At 37.1% G+C, this 24,709-nt stretch carries 17 protein-coding genes; 13 read left to right on the forward strand and 4 right to left on the reverse strand.

The window, feature by feature from the left end:
- The first annotated feature begins 107 nt into the window (after nt 1-107).
- From CGC57_RS11750 to creD, 13 genes are all read left to right on the forward strand, one after another.
- The gene (locus CGC57_RS11750; protein ID WP_095899277.1) at nt 108-2,135 is read left to right on the forward strand and encodes a protein-disulfide reductase DsbD family protein; all 2,028 of its coding nucleotides are present in this window, start codon (nt 108-110) and stop codon (nt 2,133-2,135) included.
- Nucleotides 2,136-2,144: 9 nt separating this feature from the next.
- On the forward strand, nt 2,145-3,785 hold the full coding sequence (locus CGC57_RS11755) for a S41 family peptidase (protein WP_095899278.1): 1,641 nt from the start codon (nt 2,145-2,147) through the stop codon (nt 3,783-3,785).
- Between the two features lie 18 nt (nt 3,786-3,803).
- On the forward strand, nt 3,804-5,282 hold the full coding sequence (proS, locus tag CGC57_RS11760; RefSeq protein ID WP_002677490.1) for a proline--tRNA ligase: 1,479 nt from the start codon (nt 3,804-3,806) through the stop codon (nt 5,280-5,282).
- 152 nt (nt 5,283-5,434) lie between these two features.
- Nucleotides 5,435-6,115 (forward strand): hypothetical protein, encoded by a 681-nt coding sequence (locus CGC57_RS11765; protein WP_095899279.1) that lies wholly within the window; start codon nt 5,435-5,437, stop codon nt 6,113-6,115.
- 130 nt (nt 6,116-6,245) lie between these two features.
- Nucleotides 6,246-7,238: an OmpA family protein gene (locus tag CGC57_RS11770; RefSeq protein WP_095899280.1), complete on the forward strand. Its 993-nt coding sequence runs from the start codon at nt 6,246-6,248 to the stop codon at nt 7,236-7,238.
- Nucleotides 7,239-7,342: 104 nt separating this feature from the next.
- The gene (locus tag CGC57_RS11775; RefSeq protein WP_095899281.1) at nt 7,343-11,449 is read left to right on the forward strand and encodes a T9SS type B sorting domain-containing protein; all 4,107 of its coding nucleotides are present in this window, start codon (nt 7,343-7,345) and stop codon (nt 11,447-11,449) included.
- A 115-nt stretch (nt 11,450-11,564) separates the two neighbouring features.
- The gene (locus CGC57_RS11780; RefSeq protein ID WP_095899516.1) at nt 11,565-12,479 is read left to right on the forward strand and encodes a PorP/SprF family type IX secretion system membrane protein; all 915 of its coding nucleotides are present in this window, start codon (nt 11,565-11,567) and stop codon (nt 12,477-12,479) included.
- 50 nt (nt 12,480-12,529) lie between these two features.
- Nucleotides 12,530-14,497, forward strand: coding sequence for an OmpA family protein (locus CGC57_RS11785; protein ID WP_095899282.1), 1,968 nt, complete (start codon nt 12,530-12,532; stop codon nt 14,495-14,497).
- A gap of 183 nt (nt 14,498-14,680) precedes the next feature.
- On the forward strand, nt 14,681-15,295 hold the full coding sequence (locus CGC57_RS11790) for a hypothetical protein (protein ID WP_002681439.1): 615 nt from the start codon (nt 14,681-14,683) through the stop codon (nt 15,293-15,295).
- Between the two features lie 6 nt (nt 15,296-15,301).
- Nucleotides 15,302-16,048, forward strand: coding sequence for a hypothetical protein (locus CGC57_RS11795; protein WP_095899283.1), 747 nt, complete (start codon nt 15,302-15,304; stop codon nt 16,046-16,048).
- An 11-nt stretch (nt 16,049-16,059) separates the two neighbouring features.
- Complete coding sequence (locus CGC57_RS11800) at nt 16,060-16,521, forward strand: hypothetical protein (protein WP_095899284.1); 462 nt, start codon at nt 16,060-16,062, stop codon at nt 16,519-16,521.
- A gap of 38 nt (nt 16,522-16,559) precedes the next feature.
- On the forward strand, nt 16,560-16,862 hold the full coding sequence (locus CGC57_RS11805) for a winged helix-turn-helix domain-containing protein (RefSeq protein WP_095899285.1): 303 nt from the start codon (nt 16,560-16,562) through the stop codon (nt 16,860-16,862).
- A 146-nt stretch (nt 16,863-17,008) separates the two neighbouring features.
- Complete coding sequence (gene creD / locus CGC57_RS11810; RefSeq protein ID WP_095899286.1) at nt 17,009-18,355, forward strand: cell envelope integrity protein CreD; 1,347 nt, start codon at nt 17,009-17,011, stop codon at nt 18,353-18,355.
- 128 nt (nt 18,356-18,483) lie between these two features.
- Here the strand turns inward: creD and CGC57_RS11815 are convergent, their stop codons facing one another.
- From CGC57_RS11815 to CGC57_RS11830, 4 genes are all read right to left on the reverse strand, one after another.
- Nucleotides 18,484-20,814: a glycoside hydrolase family 20 protein gene (locus CGC57_RS11815; RefSeq protein WP_095899287.1), complete on the reverse strand. Its 2,331-nt coding sequence runs from the start codon at nt 20,812-20,814 to the stop codon at nt 18,484-18,486.
- Nucleotides 20,815-20,825: 11 nt separating this feature from the next.
- Nucleotides 20,826-22,232, reverse strand: a complete 1,407-nt coding sequence (locus CGC57_RS11820; RefSeq protein ID WP_095899288.1) for an aryl-sulfate sulfotransferase — start codon at nt 22,230-22,232, stop codon at nt 20,826-20,828.
- 55 nt (nt 22,233-22,287) lie between these two features.
- Nucleotides 22,288-23,085, reverse strand: coding sequence for a hypothetical protein (locus tag CGC57_RS11825; RefSeq protein WP_095899289.1), 798 nt, complete (start codon nt 23,083-23,085; stop codon nt 22,288-22,290).
- Nucleotides 23,086-23,216: 131 nt separating this feature from the next.
- Entirely contained in the window at nt 23,217-24,695 is a 1,479-nt protein-coding gene (locus CGC57_RS11830) for a toxin-antitoxin system protein (RefSeq protein WP_095899290.1), read from the reverse strand.
- Nucleotides 24,696-24,709 lie beyond the last annotated feature (14 nt).

The following is a 24,709-nucleotide window of genomic DNA, read 5'->3' on the forward strand; positions in this document are numbered from 1 at the left end:
AGCAATTACTAAGTAAGTAACTTAGAGGCTTTAAGACTTTATAAAAGCTTGTTATTGCCTATATCATTATTTTGTTGTAATTTTGCACTCTTAAATAAAACGACCAAATGAAAAAACTCATTACATTACTACTTATTGCTTTTGCAACTATAGCAAATGCTCAAATACACAACCCTGTAAAATGGAAAACAGCGGTTGAAAAAATCAACGATAACGAATATTATTTGGTAGCAACAGCTTCCATTGAGGCAGGTTGGAAACTCTATGGGCAAAACATCCCGCCTAACGGACCGGTACCTACCTCATTTAAATACGCCCAAACGCCTGCTTTTGAGTTGGTAGGAAAAACTGAAGAGTCTAAACCTATTGTAAAACACGACAAGGTGTTTGATATGGAAATTGCTTATTTCTATAGACAAGCAGTTTTCAAACAACGTATTAAACTCTTGGGTGAAGTTACTTCTATGTCTATCAAAGCAGAAGTAGAGTTTATGAGTTGTGACGATAGCAACTGCTTGCCCCCCGATTCAGTAGATTTAGAATTTTTCCTTTCAGGGATTGCTGCGGCTAATCAAGGCGCAACTCCTCAGTTTACTTTTGGTAATAATACCGAGGAAAATAACACTGTTCCTGCAACTACCGTAAGCCAAACTACAGCACCCAAAGCTCCTGTTCAAACTCCTATTTCACACCAAGGTCTTTGGACAATATTCTTTATATCTTTCCTTTCTGGCTTTGCTGCCTTGCTCACTCCTTGCGTATTTCCTATGATTCCTATGACAGTGAGTTATTTTACCAAACAGAGCAAAACTAAAGCTAAAGGTATCAAAAATGCTGTAATTTATGGAATCTCTATCATTGTGATTTATGTGTTGTTGGGTTCAGCAATTACAGCTATCTTTGGAGCAGATGCTTTGAATGCTTTAGCAAGTAATTTCTGGTTCAACCTTATCTTTTTCTTGATATTGGTAGTGTTTGCCATTTCGTTTTTAGGAGCGTTCGAAATTACTTTGCCTAGCTCGTGGAGTACCAAAGTAGATGCACAAGCTGATCGCAGTGGTTTTGTAGGAATTTTCTTTATGGCATTAGCTTTGGCAATAGTATCTTTCTCTTGCACAGGTCCTATTGTGGGTACTTTATTAGTACAAGCAGCTTCCGAAGGAGGTATCGCTCCTATTATCGGTATGTTCGGCTTCTCATTAGCAATAGCCTTGCCTTTTGCCTTGTTTGCAGCCTTCCCTGGTTGGTTGCATTCATTGCCTAAATCAGGTGGCTGGATGAATACCGTGAAAGTAGTATTAGGATTTTTAGAATTGGCGTTAGCGTTCAAATTCCTTTCTAATGCCGACTTAGTATTGCAATACCATTGGATTGAACGTGAGGTATTTATCGCTATTTGGATTGCTGTTTTCGCTGCCTTATCACTCTATCTTTTTGGAAAAATACGCTTGCCTCACGATGATGCTACCGATCGTATTTCTGTAGGTCGTTTGCTATTAGGCTTACTAACCCTTAGTTTTACAATTTATATGATTCCAGGGCTATGGGGTGCGCCACTCAACCTTATCAATGCATTTCCACCTCCGCAACACTATAGTGAATCTCCTTATGGTGTAGGTTATACCGCTGGAGGAGGTAGTACAAATGTAGATGAAGGGGCTCTTCCTGATGGGGCTCACTTGTTCAAACCTCACAATATCGTTACTTTTAATGATTATGAAAAAGGATTGGCTTATGCCAAACAAGTGAATAAACCTGTAATGTTAGATTTTACAGGATGGTCTTGTGTGAACTGCCGTAAAATGGAACAAAACGTATGGCCTAATCCTCAAGTACTCGATGCCCTTAGAAATGAAGTGGTATTGATTTCATTATATGTAGACGACAAACGCGAACTCCCTGAGAGCGAAGTGAAACCATCGCAAATCAGAGAGGGCAAGATGATTAAAACTATTGGGCAAAAATGGAGTGAATTTCAAACTCTCAAGTATAAAGCTAACACTCAACCTTTTTATGTGTTGATGAATCACCAAGGAGAGAACTTGGTAGCACCTATTGGTTATACCCTCGATACCGATGACCCCGATGAGTTTTACAAATGGCTCAAACAGGGGATTACAGCCTTTGGCAAATAATATCATTCAATGAAAAACAAACTCTACATACTCCCAATTCTTATAGGTTTAAGTTTGGCATTGGGGCTTATATTAGGTCGTCAGTTAGCGAACTTCTATATTCCCAAACCGCCTCCTCCCGTGCCTATGCCTATCACCGATATAGATACGGTACCCGAAAATCCTTATAAGGTAAAACTCGGTAAACTTATAGACTATATAGAGGAAGATTATGTGGATAAGGTAAATACCGATAGCATCGTAGACCTTACAATTAATAGTATTTTGCGCAAGTTAGACCCTCATTCTACCTATATCTCTAAAAACGATATTGAAGAGGTAGCCGAAACAATGAGTGGTAAGTTTGTCGGTGTAGGTATTAGCTTCTATATGTATAATGATACAATTGCTGTGATCAAACCTGTTGAGGGAAGCGATGCAATGCACAAAGGTATCCGCTTTGGCGATCGTATCTTGATGGCTGGACGTGATACGCTGTTTAAAAAACATTTAAACACCGATAAAATCAAAAATATCCTCAAAGGTGAAATGGAATCTAAAGTCGATTTGACAATCTACCGCAAAAGCAGCGATAGTATTTTCAAATTGTCTATAGAGCGTAAGTTTATCCCTATTAGGAGTATAGATTGTTTCTACAAGGTGAATGATACATTGGGCTATATTCGTATGAATCGCTTTGCCGAAACCACTACCGATGAATTTACATCTGCTTTGAAAGCCTTAGAAAAAGAAGGTATTAACAGTTTGATTTTAGACTTGCGAAACAATTCTGGAGGCTTTCTCAATGTAGGTATACAAATTGCCGACGAGTTTCTGCATAAGAACAAGATGATTGTATTTACTAAAAACAATCGCAAAGAAATTGAAGAAACTTATGCCACCGATGGCGGTCTTTTTGAAGATAAACCTCTGTTCGTCTTAGTAAACGAGAATAGTGCCTCTGCCAGTGAGATTGTTGCAGGAGCTTTGCAAGATAACGATAGGGGAGTGATTGTAGGACGCAGAACTTTTGGTAAAGGATTGGTACAAAGCGAAATGCCCTTACCCGATGGTTCAGCAGTACGTCTCACCACTGCCCGTTACTACACCCCTACAGGGCGTTCTATCCAAAAACCGTATAATTTGCGCCACCAGCGCCGAAGTTTTGAAATAGATGAGGCTTCTATCCCCGATTCACTGAAGTTTATCACTCCTAAAGGGAAAGTGGTATATGGAGGAGGTGGAATTTACCCCGATGTATATGTCCCTATAGATATGAAACCCGAAACTTATATGGTGAATGAGGTACTCAATTCGGGGCTTACTAATTTCTTTCTGTTTGAGTATTTAGATAAACACCCATCACAAAACAGACGACCCTCTAAAGCGTATTTCATCACCGATTATAAAATATCGAAAGAAATGCTAAAAGCCTTTGCCATTTTCCTGAGAAACAGACGTATCCAAATAGATTTCAATAGAAATGTTGGTGATATATCTAAACATCTCAAAGCGAGTTTAGCCGAAATTTGGTTCAATGATAATGTGGCAGGGCTCATTCGCAATCAAAATGATTTTTATATAGAAAAATGTTTGTATTACTACAAAGCAAAACACACAACTGTTACTCCTCATAAAACAAAAACAAGGAGAAGAACTGCTAATCTATAAAAAGATTTTAAAATATATATGAGCAAGAATTTAACATCACGTAGTGAAGACTATTCTAAATGGTATAATGAATTGGTTGTAAAAGCCGATTTAGCCGAAAGTTCAGGCGTGCGTGGCTGTATGGTAATCAAACCTTACGGCTATGCTATTTGGGAAAAAATGCAAGCAGAGCTCGACCGTATGTTCAAAGAAACGGGGCATACCAATGCTTATTTTCCGCTGTTTGTCCCCAAAAGTTACTTTGAAGCTGAAGAAAAAAATGCTGAAGGTTTTGCTAAAGAATGTGCGGTAGTAACCCACTATCGTCTCAAAACCGACCCTAATGAAAAAGGAAAATTGATAGTAGACCCCGAAGCTAAGTTAGAAGAAGAACTCATTGTACGCCCTACTTCCGAGGCAATTATCTGGAGTACTTACAAAAACTGGATTCAGTCTTACCGTGATTTGCCAATACTCATCAACCAATGGGCAAATGTGGTACGTTGGGAGATGCGCACCCGTTTGTTTTTGCGCACTGCCGAGTTCTTGTGGCAAGAAGGACACACTGCACACGCTACTAAAGCCGAAGCGCTTGAAGAAGCTGAAAAAATGATGAATGTTTATGCTACTTTTGTAGAGAACTTTATGGCAGTGCCTGTAATTAAAGGATTAAAAACTGAAAGTGAGCGTTTTGCAGGTGCCGATGAAACATTTTGTATAGAGGCAATGATGCAAGATGGTAAAGCCTTGCAAGCAGGAACCTCACACTTCTTAGGTCAGAATTTTGCCAAAGCCTTTGAAGTGAAATATGCTACCAAAGAAGGTAAACAAGAATACGTATGGGCGAGCTCTTGGGGTGTCTCAACCCGCTTGATGGGTGCCTTGATTATGACCCATAGTGATGACAACGGATTGGTTTTACCTCCTAAATTAGCTCCTATACAAGTAGTGATTGTACCTATATATAAAGGTGAAGAACAATTAGAGAAAGTGCGTACACACATCCAACCTTTGGTAGAAGAACTTAAAAAACGTGGTATTAGCGTGAAATTCGACGATCGTGATACACAATCACCAGGATTTAAATTCCACGAGTATGAACTCAAAGGGGTACCTGTGCGTTTAGCTGTAGGACAACGCGATATAGAAAATAATACTTTTGAGGTAGCTCGTCGCGATACCCTTACAAAAGAAACCGTAACAGGTGATCAAATTGTAGCACATATCCAGCAACTATTAGAGGATATACAAGCTAATATCTATAATAAAGCATTGGAGTACCGCAACACGCATATTACTGAGGTAAATAGCTATGACGAATTTAAAGAGTTACTCGAAACCAAAGGAGGTTTCCTTTCTGCTCATTGGGACGGTACCCCTGAAACAGAAGAACGCATCAAAGAGGAAACAAAAGCAACAATACGTTGTATTCCATTAGATGCCAAAGAAGAAGCTGGAGTATGTATTTATTCGGGTAAACCTTCTACTAAACGTGTACTATTTGCCAAAGCCTATTAAAGAATGTAAAAAAAATAATTACTGTATAATTATAAAATGTTGTATTTCAAACGTTTTATAAAGATGGTGTAAAATTTTTCACATTTTATTTGGTAGATATAAAAATAAGATTTATCTTTGCCATATAAATTTTAACTAAAAACATTTATACGATGAAAAAAATCATTTTATCATTAGCAGCAGTATTTGCTTTTGGTGCTGCTTCAGCTCAAGAATTAGTTTCTTCTAAAGGTGAAGAATATCTACCTAAACAAGGAGACTGGTCAATTGGTTTCAACGTTGGAAACGCTCTAACTTACTTAGGTCAAGCTTTTAATGGTTCTACTTCTAACCCAGGAAACGATCTTTTCAGAGAAAGTTCTAACGTTTTAGATTTCAGCACTGGTGTTCTTTCAAGCACTGTAAAAGGTATTACTTTTGTAGGTAAAAAATTCGACGAAGATAACAAAGCAACTCGTTACACAGTTAACTTCAACTTCAATATCGATAAACAAAAAGATGTTGATGCTTCTACCGCTTTCGGTTTGACTGTAGGTTATGGTAAAGAGTGGAGAAAAGGTACTACTCGTTTGCAAGGCTTCTATGGAGCTGATGCTTTAGTAGGTTTCACTGCTCCTGCTAAAAAAGAATTTGGCTTCGGTCTTGGAGTACAAGGTTTCGCTGGAGTTGAATACTTCATCTTCCCTAAAGTAGCTCTTGGTGCTCAATACACTTACGGAGTTGGTCTTTTGTTTACTAACAACGGTAACGCTGAAACTAACAAATTCTCTTTCAACATAGGAAATAGATCAGGTTTTGGTATCTTATCAGCTACTTTGAACGCTTACTTCTAATAGGTAGTTTATAAAAATATAGAATAGGCTTCTTGTTTTATCAAGAGGCCTATTTTATTTTTGCTTTTATAGATACAACTTGTGATTATATTTTTGTATATTTGTAGCCAAGAAAGAAAGATATAATAATATGAAAGCAAAATTTTTATGGCTGTTATTGGTCAATGTTACTTTGGCTACAGCTCAGGTACAAGTAATTCCTGCTCAACTCTATCAAAAAATAGTAGAGCGAGGTTATGAAACACAAGAAGTAGTAACGCGTTTGGCTAATTACTACTACACTAATCACAACGAGACTCAAGCGCTCAAATACTATCAAAAACTTATAAAAGGTATAGGTTATCAGTTAGATCCTATAGAACACTATCGCTATGCAGTGCTATTGCAAAAGGTAGGTAAAAAGAGTGAAGCTAAAAGGCAAATGAGTGTTTTTGATGATAAAATGCAATTGCTTTTTACTAAACATCCTAATACTACTTCTAATGATTTAATGGGATTAGTTACAGATGCCGAGAAAGGTACAGTTGTAGCTGGAGCCCAAGTATTTTTGATAAATGCGGCAGGTGAAACCCTTACCGATACTAGTGATATAAATGGTTTTTTTGTATTTTCGGTTAATAAAATATATCCTAACTTCCAAGACGCTTATATCGAAATCCAAAAGAATAATTATGAGCTGATGAGTCAGCCTATTTCTTTAACTACAGCACAACAGAAAATATATTCTTTATTTCCTAATGTTTTTGAAGTAAACAAAGGAGATAATTTGGCTAATATATTTAATATCGATAATATTTATTTTGATTTTGGACATACCAATATTCGCAAAGATGCTTCAGTACAATTAGCTAAAATAGATGCCTTTCTAGAAGATAATCCTACCTTAAAAATTATCGTAAAAGTACATACTGATAGTAGAGGAAACGATAAATATAACAGAGAACTTACTGAAACACAAGCAAAATCTATTGAGCAATGGCTCATCAAACGAGGTATCGCTTCTCACCGTATTATTGCTAAAGGCTATGGGGCTACTCAGTTAGTAAATGGTTGTGAAAAAGGAGTGCCTTGTACTGAAGAAGAACATCAGGCAAATAAACGTGTAGAGTTTATTGTTGATTAAAACTTGATATGTTAAATATTAATAAAAAAGATTTAATTTTTATTGTTGTTTTGTTAAAATAAAATTCCTATATTTGCACCGTATTTACTAAATGATACGAGAAAATGTGTAGGAAAGTACAAATATTCATTAGCAGTCTTCTGTTTTTCTTTTCAATAAGTACGGCTATTAGTCAAAATATTATCAATTGGATTAATGTAGATCCTGCTGTTCATATTGCTTTAACAAATTTTGAAGCTCCTTTAGCAATTGAAGTAAAAATTCCTAAAGGTGAGACTTCTGTAAACTTAAAAGTTTTTTTTCCTGAAGGAATAAACTATTCTAGAATTGAAGTGCCTCAACAAGAAGGAACACTTGTTAAGGTCGAAAAAACAACTGATTCTACAATCAATCAGCCTATTTTTATAGTCACAACTAACTCTGACTCCCCTGTGAAACTCTTGGTTTATAGAAAATTTACCAATCAAATAAAAACAGAAGTAAACTATAGTGATGTAGTAGAGGCTATTGTAGGGGGAGAAGTAGTAGAGAAACGAGTTTCAGCATTCTACAAACTTAAGTCTCCAAAGTTAGAAATAGTAACAGAACCTATAGAAGTAGGAGAAAAAGGAGAAAACAGAAGAGGTTTTAGTGTTAAAAACTTAGGAGAAGGTGCTATAAAGGAATTTTATCTTTCTGTACAATATCCCGATAACATAAAGAATAAAGCTCTTAGCTATAGGAAAAATAATGGTAAAGAATATTTACTTGTTCCAGAAAATATAGTTCCTAAAGAACTTGCTAACAAAGGACGGTATTTTTATAAAGTAAATGCAGATGTACTGAAAAAAGAAAACAATATTCAAGTTTCTTTTTCTGAAATATATGAGATAACCAATTGTTTTTCAGTTATACCTATACAATATCAAGTTTATTGGGGAAGTGATTTAACAACGGAAGGTTTATTTGAAGCCTCTAAAATTACTGAAAAAATAGTTTCCAACTATACTGTTTCAAACTTATTGTCCTATCAAGAAGGCAAAATAAGGGGTGAAACTACAGATGAAGTGCTGTATAAAGGGAAAATTAGAATAAATACAATTGATAAAACAATCCAAACGGGTGAAAAATCATATTTTAAAGTACAATTACCAGTAGGAATTACACCTGTATTCTCATTGGGAGATTTAAAAAGTGTAGTGCCGTTATCCCAAAATGTCACAGAATATACATTCTTATTGCCTCAAGGGAAAAAGAAAGAAGATTCTTTTGATTATACTTTAAAATTACAAACCAATAAAAAACTGACGTTTGTGCCTTCTTCAAAAATGGTATATTATACCACAGAAGAAAGCGGTAGAGAAACTTGTACGGCTACTCCTCTCTATACCTCAATCAAAAAAGAAATAACTATCCCTATAGAGGAAACACTTTTACATCCTATAAAACTACAAACTACCGATGATACTTTTAGCCACACCACTACCACCCAAACGATCGTCTTAGGTAATATCCTCACTAATGACAGCTATAACTCTCAATCGGTAACGACTGCAAGTGTTACCATTAGTACAACCACCACGTTGACAAATACCCCTTACATCAAGAATGCTACTGGTGAAGTGTCCTTACCTGCCCATACGCCAGCAGGCACTTATACAATAACTTACAGTCTTTGTGCCAAAACAGCCCCTTATAATTGCAGTGGAGTTGCTACCGTTACGGTAATTGTTAGCCCATCTCCTATAAATTTACAAACTACTGACGATACATTCAGTCATACCACAACTACCCAAACGATTGTCTTAGGCAATATCCTCACCAATGACAGCTACAACACTCAATCGGTAACGACAACAAGTGTTACCATTAGCACAACTACCGCGTTGACAAATGTCCCTTACATAGCGACAGCTACGGGTGAAGTATTTTTACCTGCTCATACCCCTGCAGGCACTTATACGTTAAGTTATTACCTCTGTCCCAAATCTGCCCCTTATAATTGCAGTGGAGTAGCTACCGTTACAGTAAAGGTCACCCCTTCACCTATAAATTTACAAACTACCGATGATATTTTCAGCCATACCACTACCACCCAAACGATTGTCTTAGGCAATATTCTCACCAACGATAGCTACAACACTCAATCAGTAACGATGGCAAGAGTTACCATTAGCACAACCACCGCATTAACAAATGTCCCTTACATCGCTACACAAACTGGTGAAGTGTTCTTACCTGCTCACACTCCTGCAGGGACTTATACACTGACTTACAGTCTTTGTGTTAAAACAGCCCCTTATAATTGCAGTGGAGTAGCTACCGTTACAATAATCGTTAGCCCTTCTCTTATAAAACTACAAACTACCGATGATACTTTCAGTCATACCACTACCACCCAAACGATTGTCTTAGGCAATATCCTCACTAATGACAGCTATAACTCTCAATCAGTAACGACTGAAAGTGTTACTATTAGCACAACCACCGCATTGCCAAATGCCCCTTACATAGCGACAGCTACGGGTGAAGTGTTCTTAACTGCTCATACCCCTGCAGGCACTTATACACTAACTTACAGTCTTTGCGCTAAATCTGCACCTTATAATTGCAGTGGAGTTGCTACTGTTACAGTAATCGTCAGCTCTTCTCCTATAAATTTACAAACTACTGATGATACTTTCAGCCATACCACTACCACCCAAACCATCGTCTTAGGCAATATCCTCACCAACGATAGCTACAACACTCAATCAGTAACGACGGCAAGTGTTACTATTAGCACAACCACCGCATCAACAAATGTCCCTTACATCGCTACACAAACTGGAGAAGTCTTCTTGCCAGCCCATACCTCTGCAGGCACTTATACAGTAACTTACAGTCTTTGTGCCAAAACAGCCCCTTATAATTGTAGTGAGGTTGCTACTGTTACAATAATCGTTAGCCCCCCTCTTGTGATCGCTCGTGATGATACTTATACCGTTACAATAGGGACAACCACGATTACCGAAAGTATATACAGCAATGATAGCATAGGAGAGCAAACTCCTAATGCTTCTTTGGTTAATTTTCAATCTATAGGCGGTAGTAAAGATACTGATAATTTCTACGTTTTGTCTGTTAATTTAGCAGGAAATGTACTTATTCCTCAAGGTACGCCTACAGGTACTTATACCTTGCGATATCGCATTTGTGATGTAAAGGATACTCATAATTGTGCTACTGCTACTATTACAGTGATTGTTACGGAAATTCCAATAGCTCCTATTGTCGCTCGTGATGATACTTACACCATTACCATAGGGACGACTACGATTACCGAAAGTATATACAGCAATGATAGCATAGGAGAGCAAACTCCTAATGCTTCTTTGGTTAATTTTCAAGTGATAGGAGGTAGTAAAGATAGAGATAATTTCTATCTTTTATCTGTTAATTTAGCGGGAAATGTACTTATTCCTCAAGGTACACCCATAGGTACTTATACTTTGGAATATCGTATTTGTGACATCCATCACCAGTCTAATTGTGATACGGCTATAGTGAAAGTATCAATTACCTCTCCTCCTGTACCTCCTTCTTCACTTGTGGTAACTCCTGATGAATTTACTTATACGGGGAATTCTATTGTTGGGAATATACTTGCTAACGATACAATCGATGATAATCCTATAGAATTTCCAAATGATGATATTAATATTGAAGCAGAAGAACCTACGGATACAGCTCCTTACATAGAAACCTCTACTGGAAATGTGATAGTACCTACTCATACCCCAGCAGGCACTTATACCCTCAACTACGAGTTGTGTATAGAGAATCTAACTATTTGTGATGCCACAACAGTGGAAGTAATAGTGCCTGATAACCCAACACCTCCTTCCCCTCCTAAACCTCAAGAAGATGAAAAGGCAAGCCCTACAAATGTACTGATAACCTATAACGCAATTTCTCTCAATGATGATAATAAAAACGATTATTTCCATATAGAAGGTATAGAAAAATATCCTGATAATATAGTGCGTATTTATAATAAAGAAGGACTAAAAGTGTTTGATGTTGTAGGCTATGATAATAAAAACCAATCATTTAAAGGTTTTACACAAGGAAAAGTAGCTGTAAAAGAATCTTTGGAATTATCCTCAGGCACTTACTTCTATTTTATAGAATACACCGATGAAAACCATCAACTACAGAGAAAAATAGGTTGGTTATATTTGAGAAAATAAACTATAAGTGAAAATATTTTTTACAAGAAGCTGTATTATTTATAAAAAAGATGTACCTTTGCCCGATTTTATATCAAAAATAACTAAGATAAATAAGTATAGAAAGTTTAATAAAATGATAAAAAAAGTACTTTTTTCAGCACTAACAATGTTATTTTGCAGTGAGATTTTTGCACAACAAGAGTCTCAATACACACAGTATATGTATAATACTATGCTGTTTAACCCTGCTTACACAGGGTCTCGAGAGGTAGGAAGCCTCTTTGGAATGTTCCGTACCCAATGGGTGGGTATCAGTGGTGCACCTACTAATGGAAGCATCAGTTATCACCAGCCTATGGAGAGTTTGCGCAATGTAGGTTTGGGAGGTAGTATTTTCCGTGAAAGTATAGGACCTCAAAACCAAACAGATTTAACAATCGATGTGTCATACACGTTAAACTTTGAAAATTCTAAATTGGCATTCGGTATCAATGGTTCAGCAAGTTTGTTTCAAATAGACTACAACAAGTTGGATGTAAAAGATAAAACCGATCAAAGCCTTTCAGGAAGTGAAAGTGTATTTTCTCCTAATATAGGAGCAGGCTTGTATTGGTATACTGATAAATACTACATTGGTTTTTCAGTGCCTAATATGCTCGAAACTACTCACTACAACAAGAGTTCAGTATCAGTGCTTAAAAATGCACAACACTTGTACTTGATAGGAGGTTATGTATTCGATTTGTCAGAAAATACAAAATTCAAACCAGCAGTACTTTCTAAAGTATCATTTGGAGCGCCTTTGCAATTGGACTTTTCAGCAAACTTTATGTTCAACGAGAAGTTTGTATTAGGAGCAGCTTATCGTTGGTCTGCAGCGGTGAGTGTAATGGCAGGTTTCCAAATCAACGATCGTTGGTTTGCAGGTTATGGTTATGATTTTGAAACTACTGAGTTGCGCAAATACAATTCAGGTTCACACGAAATCTTCTTGCGTTACGAATTGGTGAAAACCTACAAAAAAATCGTATCACCTCGATTCTTCTAATCTTGTAATGCTTTAAAAATTAGATAATAAAAAGAAATCTATTGAATTCTATGAAAAAACTTTTTTTAGCTATAACATTGGCGATTTTGCAGTTAGGCTATGCTCAAAGCGATAAAGAAGCATTGAAGAAAGCAGCGCAATACTACAAGAATTTAGATTATGTACAAGCTATTAATGCTTATGAAAGTATTGCAAAGAGAGGAATAGAACCTCAAGAGCTTTTAGAAAATCTTGGCAATGCTTATTACTACAATGCCGATTATAATCAAGCTAATAAGTGGTATGCAAAACTTTTTGAAGGCAAAGATGCTAAAACTAACAAACCTTTCAATATCAAACCAGAATACTACTATCGTTATGCTCAAACACTCAAAACAGTGGGTGACTATGATAATTCCGATAGAATAATGGATAAATTCTCTGAACTTGTAGGTAAGTCGGATAGCCGAGCAGCTCTTTTCCTTAAAAATAGAGATTATCAAACAGAGATAAAACGCAATTCGGATAGGTTAGAGCTGAATTTGTTAAAAATCAACACTAAAAAATCTGAATATGGTACAGCTTTCTACGGTGATAATATCGTATATGCTACTTCTAAAAGCGGATTCCTCAAACGCCGTTCCGATTGGACAGGGGATAATTTCTATAGTCTTTATGAAGCCAATACCGATAGCTTAAAAGCTACTAAAAAAGCTAAATTAAATGGTATCAATACCAAATTCAATGAATCGACAGCTGCTTTTACCAAAGATGGCAATACAATGTATTTCACTCGCAATAACTTCATCAACAACGAAGTGAAGACTAATGGAGACCAAACGGTGCTCCTCAAAATCTTTAAAGCAACTAAAGATAAACACGGCAAATGGGGTGATGTGCAAGAAATGCCTTTCAATAGCAATATCCACAGCGTGGCACACCCTGCTCTCAGTCCCGATGGTAAGTATATCTACTTTTCATCGGATATGAAAGGTACTTTAGGCTCATCAGATATCTATCGTGCTAAAATCCTCAAAAGTGGTTATGGCAAACCCGAAAACTTAGGCGATCGCATCAATACTTCAGGGCGCGAGTCTTTCCCTTTTATCTCAGATGATAATGTGCTTTATTATTCATCAGATGGTTTCCCTGGTTTGGGTGGTTTGGATATCTATGCAGTGAAATTAGATGAAGAAGGCAACCCTATTACTAAACCTGTAAATATAGGTCGTCCCGCTAATAGTGCCGAAGATGATTTTTGTTATGTCATTAATAGTCAAACTAAAATAGGTTATCTTACTTCTAATCGCCCCGAAGGAAAAGGAAGTGATGATATTTATAGTTTCTACGAGCATACTCCATTGCATTTCACTTGTCAGTATAGCTTATCAGGAGTAGTAAAAGATGCAGATACTAAGCAAATTATACCAATGGCAAAGGTAACACTTTGGGGAGCTAATAATACTCTGTTAGAAGAAACTACAGCCGATGCCAATGGTAATTTCACTCTTCTCTACAATGCCGATTGTGGTGATTTACAATTGCTTCTCAAATCGGAAAAAGAAGCATACAAATCGGGGCAACAATCAATAGCTCTCAATGGCAATCAGAAAGTAACAGCCGAAGTGTTGCTTACTCCAATTCCAGCAACGCCTAAAATAGCTGTGGGTACTGATTTAGCTAAAGTGTTGAAGATAGAAAACATCTATTTTGACTATGATAAAGCTAATATTCGCAAAGATGCTGCAGAGCAATTGGCTAAAATCGTAGCTATAATGAAAGAATACCCTACAATGAAAGTGGATGTACGTTTGCATACTGATAGTCGTGGTTCTGATAAGTACAATTTAGCACTTTCTGAGCGTCGTGCTAAATCTACTATCAAATGGATTGTAAGTCACGGTATTAAGAAAAATAGAATTACAGGTAAAGGTTATGGTGAAACGCAATTGGTAAATGGTTGCTCTAATGGCGTACCTTGTACCGAAGAGGAACACCAAGCTAACCGCCGAAGTGAGTTTATCATCGTACAATTCTAATTGTACATATCAATATTTTTACTTTGCCAAAGGTTGTAATGCATTACTACAACCTTTGGCAAAGTTTTTAATTTTGTAACCTATTCAAAATCAGTGCTTAGAAAAATATTTTTACAAATTGTTTCAAAAATATTTGGCAGTTACAACTATTAGTAGTTACTTTGCATCACAAAGTGCTTCACTATGGAAGAAAATAAATATTTAGAGGATCTACGTGAAATACGCCAAATGATGCGTAAATCTACCCTTTTTCTTTCGCTTAGCGGACTTTCGGGGGTATTGGCAGGTGTGTATGCTCTTATGGGAGCAGCAGGAGTGTATGTATTATTGCAACACCATTATAACTATTATCCGTATGTGTATATCGAAAGCAAAACCTTTAAAGCTATTATAGCTATTGCTTTAGCAGTGCTTGTAGCTTCTATTCTCACAGCTTATTTGTTTTCAGTACGCAAAGCCAAACGCAATGGCGAAACTTTAGTAACACCTACTGCTAAAAGAGCATTGTATAACTTTATGATTCCACTACTCACAGGAGGCTTACTCAGTGTGTTGCTTATCAAAAATGAGTACTACGGACTGTTAGCTCCTATGACACTTATTTTCTACGGTTTGGCGTGTGTGAACGTGAGTAAATACACCTTTGGTGATGTGCATTATCTCGGTATTACCGAAATTATTTTAGGCTTATTAGCTGTATATTTCCCTGGTTACGGACTCTTGTTCTGGACATTAGGTTTTGGCGTATGCCATATTCTCTATGGAGGCATTATGCACTTCAAATATGAACGAAAATAATAAATGATGACTGAAATCTTAAAACGCTATATTGATGCTTCTAATGCTTTTCGCAAAGCAGGAGGTTCTCACGAGGGAGCTATCGCATTGTACGATTTGTTGTACGATTTGCAAGCTAAAAACCAGCGCACTAAAGAGGAAGAGCGTATCCTCGCTGATACGTACACCTTATTAGAATACCACCTTTCGGCTTATGAGACTTTCGCACGCATTGCCGACACTACTAATTATAAGGAGAAAAGCAAACTATTAGTTTTGGAAGATAAAGCCAAAACGCATAAAAATACTTTTTGTATCAAGGATGTTCGCAAATTGAAAGTAAAGAAAAAGCAGACTGCCTTTAAAATAAGTGACTTTGAGAAAGTAGAAGATTTTGAGTTGGAATGTGAGTATGTGCTCTCAACAAAAAAAGTAGTGATTTTTAACAAAGAGGTAGAAGAAGAGGATTTTTCATTCTTTATAAACAAAGAAACATCCTTAGAAAGCTGTTTGCATAGTATAAATGAATATTTAGAATGGCTTTCGGATGCTAAAGCGACACTCATTAACTACTACAATGAGCATTGTATTGAATATACACCTCAGGCTGATGACAATTGGTACAACACTTTGGAAGTCTACAGTGGCAGTATATGGGTAGGTGGTAAAGAGATTTCGGCACATATCTCGGCAGGAGATATTTTCACCCCTGACCATTTGTTAGAAATAGATTTTAACGACAAAGAAATTACTGATATAGGTTGGGACGGATAGAGTAAAATATTATGAAAGCAAAAATTTTTATCACAACACTATTCTTCCTTATTGGAGCAACAGTTTTAAAAGCCCAAAATGAAAGTAGTGATACACAAAAGGCTATTGCTACTTTGAAGGAGTTTTACAAAGTAATATACGATGATAATTTAGGAAGGAAAGAAGAGCAATTTTTAAAATATGTATCTAAGGAATTGTTCAATAAAGTATTTCCTCCCTCTCCACCAGGCGAAGACAATTCACCAGGGTATGATCCTTTTATACAAGCACAAGACTATGAAGCAAAAACTCTTAATCGCAGTTTGAAAATTACCTCTTTAGGTAATGATAGATATAGAGTATGTTTTTTGCTTTCTGACTGGGAAAAGAAGAAAACTTGCGTAGATTATCAATTGAAGAAAAATAACAAAGGGAAATATATGATTACTAATATTTTGAGCGATAAAAATTTCTATATCAGACCTAAAAAGTAATAGTTTTAATCCCTAACACTTGATATCTGACATCTGAATTGAAAACTTTTTTAGCACATATCAATAAGGCTTTTGACCACCGCATTCGCTTAGCGATTATGTCGGTGTTGATGGTCAATGACAGTGCCAACTTTAATACCCTAAAAGAACTCTTAGGGGTAACCGACGGCAATCTGGCAAGCCATACCCGTGCCTTGGAAGCTGAAGAGTATATCACTATTGAAAAATCGTTTATAGGGCGCAAAACTAATACAACTTATAAAGTAACTGAAAAGGGTCGCGAGGCTTTCCAAGAACATTTAAATGCACTCGAGAAGATTATTGGGAAATTAGCAGATTAGTAAATTTGCCAATTTGCCAATTTGCCCCCGAACCCCCGAAGGAGGACGATCCGTAAAGGAGGAATATTATCTCCTTTCTTTTTTATATATACACTTTGAAATACAAAGTGCTTTAGTGTTAATTATTAATTGTAAATTTAAATATTATGTATCCAGAAAAACCATCAACAACATCTAATGTATGGCAATCAAACACTTTTCGTTTGATGCTTATTGGGGCACTTACTTTGGTATTGCTCATTCCGCTCTTATTAGTGCAAAACTTAGTGAGAGAACGCAAAGAACGTCAGCAGGAGGTTATCAATGAGATTGATAGCAAATGGGGGCGCGAGGTCTTTTTCTATGGACCTATTCTCAAAATTCCTTATAAGGTGTATAGCGACAAGAACAAAAACATTTTTGAAACTCAATATGCTTATTTCTTCCCCGAGGAATTGAAAAATACTTCAAATGTAAAAACTGAAGTGAAGAAGCGCAATAACTATGAGTCGGTGGTGTTTAATGCAACTATGGATTTTACAGGTAGTTATGTAGCTCCTAACTTTACAACTAAAGGAATTGCTAATGAGGATATCAGTTGGGATAAGGCTACAATTCTCATCCGTACTACTAACCTTGCAAGTATTAAAAACGGGGTAAGCATTCAATTAGGGGGTAAGACTTACGCTTTTGAACCTATCTATGAGCAAAGTGATAATGAAAATTATTACTCTGACTATGAGAGTAAAGCTAATGAGGTGTCCTCACTTGAAACAGGTTTTATCAACTATCAGGAGTTTTTAGCAAATCCATCGTTTAGTTTTACGGTGCAGTACGATGGTAGCAAGAAGATAGCTATTGTACCTATCGGGAAGACGACAGAGGGCACACTTACCTCCAATTGGGCTGACCCCAGCTTTACTGGTGGCTTTTTACCTTATACCAAACAGATAAATACCAATGGGTTTAACGCTTCGTGGAAGGTGTTGCACATCAATCGTCCGTTTGCACAACAATCGTTTGGAAGTTTGCCAAGCATTGCGCAATACACTTATGATGTAGATTTTATCATTCCTGTAGACCAATATCAACAGAATGAACGCGCTACTAAATATGGTTATTTGGTTATCTTTCTTACTTTCTTGATATTCTTCTTGATACAAAGTATCAGCAAGATAAAGATTCATATCTTTCAATACTCAATGATAGGTTTATCCCTTATCTTGTTCTATACCTTACTTATTTCTATTACTGAACACAGTAGTTTCTCGCTTGCTTACTTTATATCATCGGTAATGACGGTAATACTTATCAGTTTGTATTCTGTTTCTATACTGAAAAACAAGAAGTTCCCTACTTTTATAGGACTTTCATTAGCGGCACTCTACGGCTTTATCTATGTGATTATTCAGCTTGAAAACTATGCTTTATTAGTGGGCAGTATCGGTTTATTTACCATTTTAGCTATTGTGATGTACGTATCGCGAAAAGTAGAATGGGAGAGCAGGGGGTAGGTATCAGGTGTCAGGTATCAGGTGATAAAAAAAGGGCTGCCGGATTTTTCTGGCAGCCCTCATTGTGTAACTACACAATTTTTAAATAAAAGCAATATTACGTATGAAAAATGTATCTTCTAAAGTACTTAATTTAGTTGGATTTCATCTACAAAGAGTAGGGCAGGGGTGCCTTTACCTTCGTGCCATTCGGGGATTATAGTACCTTTGAGCACTACTTTTACATAGCGGGTTTTAGTTTTAGCAAAATTCAAACTGATAGGTACTCGCTTGATAGGGTCGGTTTTTTCGGCAATCTTCAAAGGTTGCTGAGCGATGAGTTGGAAGTTTTTGCCATCGGGGGAACTATAAATAGCAACTTCTGAGGCGGGGAATATCCAGTTAGGGGTATCGGCTAAGCTACCTGCTTTTAAATTGCTGATTTCTTCTTCTTTTCCCAAATCAATCACTGCTTCTACTCCTACACGACCGGGGAAACCTACCCAATGTCCATCGATATAAGAATCTTCCCCTATTTGGGCATCAACCAAGGCTGTAGCTCCTCCAAAAGTATATTTAGGGTTGGTTTCGGTGAGTAATTGTATTTTTTTGTAAGTAGCTTTATTGAATAAGGATTGATAGCTAAATACTCCGCTTATAGTATCCTTATGTACGGCAACAGCTTTGAGTAGTAATTCATTGCTCAACTTAATAGGTTGGGTATAGAGTGTTTTGCTCGCATTGGGGGTAGAGCCATCGGTAGTGTAGTACACTTTGCCATCACCTACGGTGAGGAGCTCTACTTGAATGCCGTCTTTATTGGCAGCTGGTTGGATTACTGGGGTAACTCCCATTATGTGTTTGGCGTAGTGATAACCTTTTAACTGATAATAGTTTAGCAGGTTTCCCAAACGTTTTAGGAAATTAGGAAAATTCTTTTTCTCGGGGGCTGTCCATTGCACTTCGGCTAAGGCAGCTAATCGGGGTAAGAGCATATATTGAGCGTGTGCAGGGCTCGCGATGTACTCTGTCCATAAATTAGCTTGTGCTCCTAAGATGTATTTACCTTGTTCAGGAGTGAGTTTAGGGTCGATAGGCTCATAGTCGTACACCTTTTTTACGGGGAGGTATTCACCTATTGAAAGCGGTTCTTTGGTAGGGTCTTCTCCTTGATTATAATCGAAATACAAACTGTAGTGAGGGGTCATAATAGCACGGTTGTGGCGTTGTGCTGCTGCGATACCCCCTTCGGTGCCTCGCCACGACATTACAATAGCATCTTGTGAGATGTTGTTACCCTCTAAAATCTCGTCCCAGCCAATTACTTCTCTGCCTTTCTTTTTTAGGAATTGCTCTATGCGCGATACTACATAACCTTGCAATTGTTGCTCGGCAGTGTGTTCTCCATCGCCTTTTAAGCCTAAAGTTTTGATTTTAGCCTGACATTTAGGACATTCTTTCCAACGTGTTTTGGGACACTCATCACCTCCTATATGAATGTATTTAGAGGGGAAAAGTTCGGTAAGTTCATCAAAAACGTCTTCTAAAAACTTGTATGAAGCCTCGTTGCCAGCACAAAGCACATCGTCAAACACTCCCCATTTGGTACCTACAGCATAATCTTTACCGGTACAACCTAACTCAGGATAAGCGGTGAGTACAGCGAGAGTATGCCCAGGTATATCAATTTCGGGGATAATGGTGATATAACGGTCTTGAGCGTATTTTACAATTTCCTTTATTTGCCCTTGAGTGTAGTATCCGCCATAGGGTTTGCCGTCGAATTGATGGGGTTTATCTTTGAGCAAATGTCCGATAAGCGTTTCTTTACGCATAGAACCTACCTCAGTAAGGCGAGGGTATTTTTTGATTTCAATACGCCAACCTTGGTCGTCGGTGAGATGCCAATGGAACTTATTGAGATTGTGGAGTGCGAGTATATCAATATACTGCTTGATGAAATCTACAGTAAAGAAATGACGACTCACATCAAAGTGCATACCGCGATAAGCAAAGCGCGGGGCATCGTTTATTACTACGGTTGGAAAAACTAAGGCTTTGGGGTGAGTTACATCAATAGATTTGCGCAAAGTTTGAATACCATAGAACACACCGGCAGGGCTTGCTCCATCAATAGTGATTTGGTCGCTTGTTACAGTGAGCTGATAAGCCTCCTGGTTTGCATTTCGCAAATCGGTTTTCAATATAATGCGTTTGCCATTGGTTACTCCGGCTTGTGTTTTTATAGGCATTCCTGAAAGTTCTTGGATATAAGAAGCTAAAAAGGAAGCATTCTTTTCCTGTAAAGTGTTGCCTTGCGGATAAGTAATTACTGTTTTAGCATCTAATACAAAAGGTTGCTGCTTAGTGTACTGAATAGATTGTGGTAGTGGAATTACCTCGTAATTCACTACAGGTTTTGTTTCTTCACAGCAAGCCATTAAACATAAGGCAAGCGTGCTGAATAAAAGTTTTTTCATTGGAAAGTTGTTTAATATTGGATTGTTGGTATATAGGTTACACGATAAAAGGTATAAGGCAACGAAAGAGTGCGTTTTATTTCGATCGGAGTACTTCTATTAGTAATGAGTACTTGTTTTTGAGTACTCAACGCAAAAAGTACGTGCTGATTATCTATAAATTGTACATTACTACGAGTGCCAGAGGACATTCCCTTAGGCAAAGCAACTTCCAAAGGAACACTCACAGTTTTCATTTGTTCGTTCACATTATAAATAAGAGCTCTTGAACCAGTAAATTGGTTGTTGCGAGCATTGTCTATCACTAATACTTCGTTAGGCGCTTGTACTATAGCACAATGGATACCGTGAGATAAAAGCTTTTCGGTAGGTTTGATGGTGCCGTTTTCACCTACGCGATACATCAATTCGCCTGTTTTACCATTGATTTTCCAGAGTTCACTATCGCGATTGGTGGTCATATAGTAATTGCCTTCACTATCTTGATCGATGGAATTGGCGTGTATCCAGTCTTCTTTTATTTTCTTTTGGGCTATATTAGGATAGTCAATCGGATTTAGGTGGTCGAAACAGCTCCACGTTTTTACAATTTCACCCTTTGGGGTCATAATCACAAAACCATCACCTGTTACAGTATCGGTTTGAGAGCCTCCTTTAGAACTGAGGTCTACTGTTTGATGAATATAGGTTACTAAGCCTATATTGCCATCGGGGAGGGGACGGCATTCGTGATGTACTTCGCGGTTGTTCAGTTCGGGGATAGAGGCAAATTCTTTTTCCAATTCGATGTTGCCAAAGAGGTCTATTATTTTTAGTTTTTTAGAATTGAATACAAATAATCCTTCTCCAGGGGCATCGGTGAGCAAGTAGAAACGCTGTGTGCGAGAGTCGTAGTTCACAACAGCAGGAGTATCAGGCACAGGTTCATACCACACTACAGTTCCGTTCATATCCATTAGGTAGATATGTTTTGAGCTGCGATTGTTAGCTAATAAGAAACCCTCTATTTTTTCTTTAAATTTGTCTTCTAACAAGGTTGCATTAGGCAAAAAAGTCTCTATACTTTTGGTTTTAAAAGTTTTTAGAGGTGATTTTACACCTGTTGTGGTAATAATTTGGCAGGTATAGTCGGTATTGGGCTTGAGAAACAAGAGTGTTTTGTGAGTAATGCCCGTAGCTTTATAGGTGTTAGTTTGTTGTACTTTTTGAGGGTTTGCAGTCTCCCAATAAGCAATATGATAGGAAGTTTCGGTGCTAAAAGTAGCAGTTACTTCAGCACGAAGATTATTAGTTTTACTCAAAGCTACCTCAAAAGCGGTAAGGCTACCCTGATGAGAAGGGGGTAATGAATCGTCTTTTTTACAAGAAACTAATAATCCACCTATGGCTAAAAACAAAATAATGATTGACTTTTTCATATTTTTAAATCTTTGTTGTTTTTCTCTAAGTTAATTGTTTTAATAAGGAAAAGTGTTATTCTTTATCGGGATTTACAGGTTCAATAGCATTAGCAAAAGGCTCATACATTACATAATCCCATAAAGCATAATGATCTTTGGTAGGAATATGGTCGCCTATAAAATCTATATTTTCTACACTACAAAAAATACGGAAAGGATACTGTTGCCCATAGTTGAGTTCCTTTTGAAGGTATTGTACTCCATTGATGAGCCACGTAGCAATATAATGGTCATTCTGCGGATTGATAGTTAATTTAATCTGAAAAGTGTGCCATTGGTCGCTGTCTATAAGTACCTCAGCATTTTGCGCCCAAGGATTATTTTGGCTAGTCATAAAAACTACTACCTGTCCCTCTTTTGCGCCTAACTTCTTTCTGCGTTTGGCATCACCCGAGCCTACTTCAAAATCTATTTCGTGACCTTCACTGTTATATAAGAAAGAGCCTATACTTGCCCAAGCACTTGTTTCCATTGGGGGAATGTAAGCGCGCCAAGTATAAATGCCTGCACCATAACGATGTGTAGTTTTTTGTTTTTTGCGTTGTTCAGTGTGAGCTTTTGTCCATATTTTTAGAGCCCAACCATCTTCGGCATAAGAATCTCCCACTACCTTAGCATAAGTTTCTTTATCTTTCCCCTGCGGATAATCCTCATCTTGATTACCTAATAACCAACTATCAAGCGTTTTGAAATCCCATTGCATCACTTTGGTTTTATCAATGGTTACCTCAGGAATATCACTGACTTGCTTGCTACAACTTATAAAAGCCGTTAAGCACACAATCATTAAAAATAGATTTATCCGTTGCATAGGTTTAATTTTTTGTATTCAAAACACTTTTAAGCTTTTATTTTAAAAACAGAGGCTGTCTCGTTGTTTGAGGTGAGACAGCCTCAGAAAAAATCAATTTGCCATTTATAGAGATAAACATTGATTCACTACTAATAGGCGGTATATTCAATAAAATTGAAAGTAGCACTATACTCACCATCTACTAGGGTTTCACCTGGCAACCAACTTCCTCTATTAGATTCTGCTGAAAGACTCCATTCAAATTTCATTTGGTCTTCTCCAAAGTTAGCTACTGCTAAACTTTTTACAACATTTTGATCAAGAGAAAATTCAACGCCATAATTATTACCTACTTTTTTAAGGTCGATAGTAAATTTGTAGTCTTTATTAGGTTTTAATACAGCTACATACTCTTCTATAGCGGGTGATACAGATTGTACAAATAGTAGCAATTCTCCTGTTTTGGCACCTAAGCGTTTACGTTCTGCTTCATCTCCATAACGAGCCATCATTATAAAGAAACGTTCCGGAGACTCATTGTAGAAAGTCATACCTAATTGTATCTTAGCAGATTTATTTACTTCTGGCAAACGAATAGAACAAGTGTATTTACCATAACCAGCCTGAGTTTTATTAAATATTTTTGAAACACTACAGTTGGCAGAAGTTGTAAGTACTAATTTTCCATTCTCTATTTTATTATTAACTTCTACATTAGCTCTTGCCCATTTTCCCCAATCATTAGGGAAGTTTTTAAATGTCCATACTTTTTTTTCTCCACTATCAGGTTCTGGTTCAGGGTCTTTTGGATTGATTTGGTTTTGAGGTTCTGTAGGGGCTATAGAATATGTATAAGGGGTATAAGTTACATAATCCCATAAGCCATAATTATCTTTATAAGGCCAGTTATCACCTACGAACTTTAAGTTTTCTGTACTACAGAAGATGTGGAAAGGGTGTTCTTGTCCGTAGTTGAGTTGCTGAGCAGCACATTTCACTCCATCGATAAGCCAAGTAGCGAAATACTTGTTGCCTACTAATTGTAAATCGATTTGGAAGGTGTGCCAAGCATTTTTCTTGATTTTAATCTTTTGGTGTAGGGCAGGATTGTCCTGACTGGTGATATAAGCAATCACTTCATCATCAGCGGTTTTTAAAAGATCACGGTCTTTGCTAGTACCAGATCCTACCTCGAAATCAAGTTCGTGTTTATCGCTATTCCACAACCAAGAGCCTATACTCACGCGTTCATTAGTTCCTAAATCGGAAATATAGGTACGCCACGTATAGAGACCAGCTCCGTATTGTTTTTTAGTTTTTAGTTTTTTACGTTCTTTACTAGCTAAATTAGTGAATATTTTCACTACTTTACCATCTTCAGCATCGGTATTGTTCTCCACAGAGGTTTGTGAAATATTAGCATTATCACCTTGACTGGCATTAATCCAATCGTCGGTATTGTCGAAATTCCATTTGAGTTGATTGGCGGTATTAGCAGTTCCCTTTTGAGGGGTGCCTATTTCACTTTTAGGATTGTCGCTAAAGCGCCCATCTACATCGCTTTTGCTACAGCTATTCAAACTCAGGATAGCTGCTGCCATTAGTATGGGTTTTGTATAGGTTTTCATATTAGTTTACATTT

The sequence above is a fragment of the Capnocytophaga sputigena genome (genome assembly GCF_002302495.1).
Classification (GTDB): domain Bacteria; phylum Bacteroidota; class Bacteroidia; order Flavobacteriales; family Flavobacteriaceae; genus Capnocytophaga; species Capnocytophaga sputigena.